The organism is Ruania rhizosphaerae (assembly GCF_009805705.1).
GTDB classification, from domain to species: Bacteria; Actinomycetota; Actinomycetes; order Actinomycetales; family Beutenbergiaceae; genus Ruania; species Ruania rhizosphaerae.
Genome location: NZ_VSMB01000028.1, coordinates 1 through 2,812 on the forward strand (window position 1 = coordinate 1; position 2,812 = coordinate 2,812).

At 69.2% G+C, this 2,812-nt stretch carries 3 protein-coding genes; all 3 read left to right on the plus strand.

The window, feature by feature from the left end; genetic code table 11:
- On the plus strand, positions 1-2,002 hold a 2,002-nt coding region (locus FV560_RS19880), incomplete at its 5' end, for a DNA primase family protein (RefSeq protein ID WP_200837843.1).
- Between the two features lie 228 nt (positions 2,003-2,230).
- Complete coding sequence (locus FV560_RS19885) at positions 2,231-2,584, plus strand: hypothetical protein (protein ID WP_159623750.1); 354 nt, start codon at positions 2,231-2,233, stop codon at positions 2,582-2,584.
- Positions 2,581-2,812, plus strand: a 232-nt coding sequence (locus FV560_RS19890; RefSeq protein WP_159623752.1) for a hypothetical protein, incomplete at its 3' end; no start/stop codon positions are given. The genes FV560_RS19885 and FV560_RS19890, both read left to right, overlap by 4 nt.

A 2,812-nucleotide genomic window follows, 5' to 3' on the forward strand; every position in this document is an offset into this window, starting at 1 on the left:
GATGCACCGCCTGGGCCGGGAGCGGTTCGACGCCGGGAGCGTGCAGCCCGAGCGGTTGATGTACAAGCCCACGGTGCCCGCCGACCGGGACGATTACGAGCACCACGTGCTGGATGGTGCCCCGCTGCCGGTGGAGGCCGTGCTGCTGGACGAGCAGGTGGACCCGACCGTGCCGCCCGAGCCGGAGCCGGTGGAGGCCACCGCTGGGGATGGTCCCGCGTATGAGGACCTGTCGGCTGTGGAGCAGAGGAATGCTGACGCGCAGGTGCAGCGCCGCGTGGATGGGTGGCGAAAGCAACTGGCCGAGGCGGAGGACTGGCCCGAGGGCCACCGGGACGACCGGGACCGTGGCTGGGAACGTCTGCTGGCCGACGCCGCCGACACCCTGGCCGCGCTGGCGCACTCCCCCTGGAACGCGCGCACGCTGGCCGAGGCCGAAGCGCTCTATGAGGGGATTGTGCCGGAGGCCATGGCCGAGGCTGTGCCGGGGAAGTGGGCAGCCAAGGCCACCAGTGACCACGCCCGCGCCGGGCTGCCGTGGGAGCCCGTAGCGGGCGAACTCGATGCCGTGCCGGAGGACACCACACCGGGCGGACGGCTGCCGGACCCGTCCGGCTACTCGGACACCTTCATGGCCGAGTGGATGGCCCAGCACGCGCTCGGCGGACGATGGTGCTGGGCGGTCGGGCTGGGCTGGATGAAGTGGACCGGGAAACGGTGGAAGCCCAGCGACGACACGGCCGTCCGGGAGGTCGTGCGGCGTGCAGTGAAGCGGCTGTTCCAGGAACTGAACGACCCAGCCAACGCGAAGACGGTGGCGGGTCTTCTGAGCAGTGGGCGCATCGGGGGAATCACGTCCCTGATGCGGGGTGTGGTGCAGCGGGAGGCTGACCAGTTCGACACTCGCCCGGACCTGCTGAACGTGGGGAATGGCGTGGTGGACCTGCGGACAGGCGAGTTGCTGCCGCACGACCCCGAGCTGCTGCTGACCAAGATCACCCGAGTGGCGTACGTGCCCGGAGCGACGCACCCCGACTGGGACCAGGCTCTGCGGGCACTCCCGCCTGAGGTGGCCGACTGGATGCAGGTCCGGTGTGGGCAGGCAGCCACCGGCCATCCGACGCCGGATGACCTGATGCCGGTCCTGCAGGGTGGGGGTAGCAACGGCAAGTCCACATTCCTGGGAGCACAACTGAGGGCCCTGGGCCAGCACGCGACGTTCGTGCCGGAGCGAGTGCTGCTGGCGAACCCGAGCGACCACCCCACCGAACTGATGACGTTGCGTGGTGCGCGGCTGGCGGTGATCGAAGAGACGCCCGAGGCGCGACACCTGAATGTGAAGCGTCTGAAGGCGACCGTGGGCACACCACAGATGACGGCACGGCACATTCGGCAGGACAGCGTCACCTGGGATGCCACGCACTCCCTGCTGCTGGCCACCAACTACCGACCGCGCGTCGACGAGGTCGACCACGGCACCTGGCGGCGGCTGGCACTGGTGCGGTTCCCGCACAAGTTCCCGGTCTCCGATCTGCGGACCCGGATCGAGCGTGGCCAGCCGCAACTGGAAGCTGTGCTGGCATGGATTGTGGCGGGAGCCGTGCGGTGGCACTCGGCCAGTCAGGTGATACCGCCTCCGCCCGCTGTGGTGCAGCACGACACCGAGGACTGGCGGGCCTCCGCCGACCAGGTGCTGGCGTACGTGCGCGAACGCCTCGTCTTCGACCCGGAGGCTGCGATTCTCACGAGCGATCTGTTGGAAGCCTTCAACGACTGGCTCGCAAGCAACGGGCAGAAGTCCTGGAGCGACCAGACCTTCGCCGACCGATTCCTGCAGCACCAGGAGGTCGAGGGTCACGTCGAGAAGGTCCGCACTGCACACCTACCCGCCGGATTCGTGCGACCGCACTACAGGGGCGACTACAAGCCGCGCGGCCGACAGCGGCTGTACCTGGGAGTGCGCTGGCGGATGTCCGAAGAAGAAACCGATGGCCACGCATAACTGCTGGTCGAGGGCTTCTGCCCGGGGTACCCGGGGGTGTTTGACAACGCGCGTATTCGCTCTCTCGAGGCGTACATCAAAGCGCCCCGGGTACCCCGGGCAGAACAGGCCCGCACCCCGACACAGTGGCCCTCCCCTACGGCCTCCGGCACCCGCCGTAGCAGGGGAGGGTCGAAACATCCGCACCTGATCACAACCAACCGCATTCACCACTGAAAGGACCGCACCATGAATCCCTCTCTTGACCCATCACCCCCGCTGGACCGGATAGCCGATGCACTGGAGCGCATCGCAGACCACCTCGACGGCGGCGTGGTCCAGCCCGCTCCGGCTCCGCCCGCCGCGCCCAAAGCGAAAGGCGCCACACGGGACAACGTGGCCCGTGCCCTCAAGGCGCTCACGGACGACGGGCGCGGCGCAGTGGTGGACATAGCGCTCCAGGCCCTGGGCGCCCGGACTGTGGCCGATGTTCCAGACGACCGGCTGCCCGACCTGACCTGTGCGCTCATGCCCGAGATCAACCGCTACCGCACGCGGCAGAACCGCCGCGCGAAGGCCAAGGCCAGGGAGGCAAAGTCATGAGCAACCTGATCGCCACCATTCAGGACATGAGCGCCGGGCGGCGCACGGCTCGGCAGCGGGCCCTGCGTGTGATGCTGGCCTGGGCCGCTGCCGACGGCCGAGCGCTCAATGCCGTCATGCGCGAAGCCGCCGCCGAACGCGCCGGGGTGCTGCTGCTCACCGTGGCGCTGGCCGAGGCCGCGAACGCGAACGCGAAGGAGCTGGCCCCCACCGACTGGAAGGAGCAGT

Coding starts and splice junctions, on each gene's coding strand:
- FV560_RS19885 (WP_159623750.1), top strand. CDS start 2,231: ATGAATCCCTCTCTTGACCCATCACCCCCGCTGGACCGGATAGCCGAT.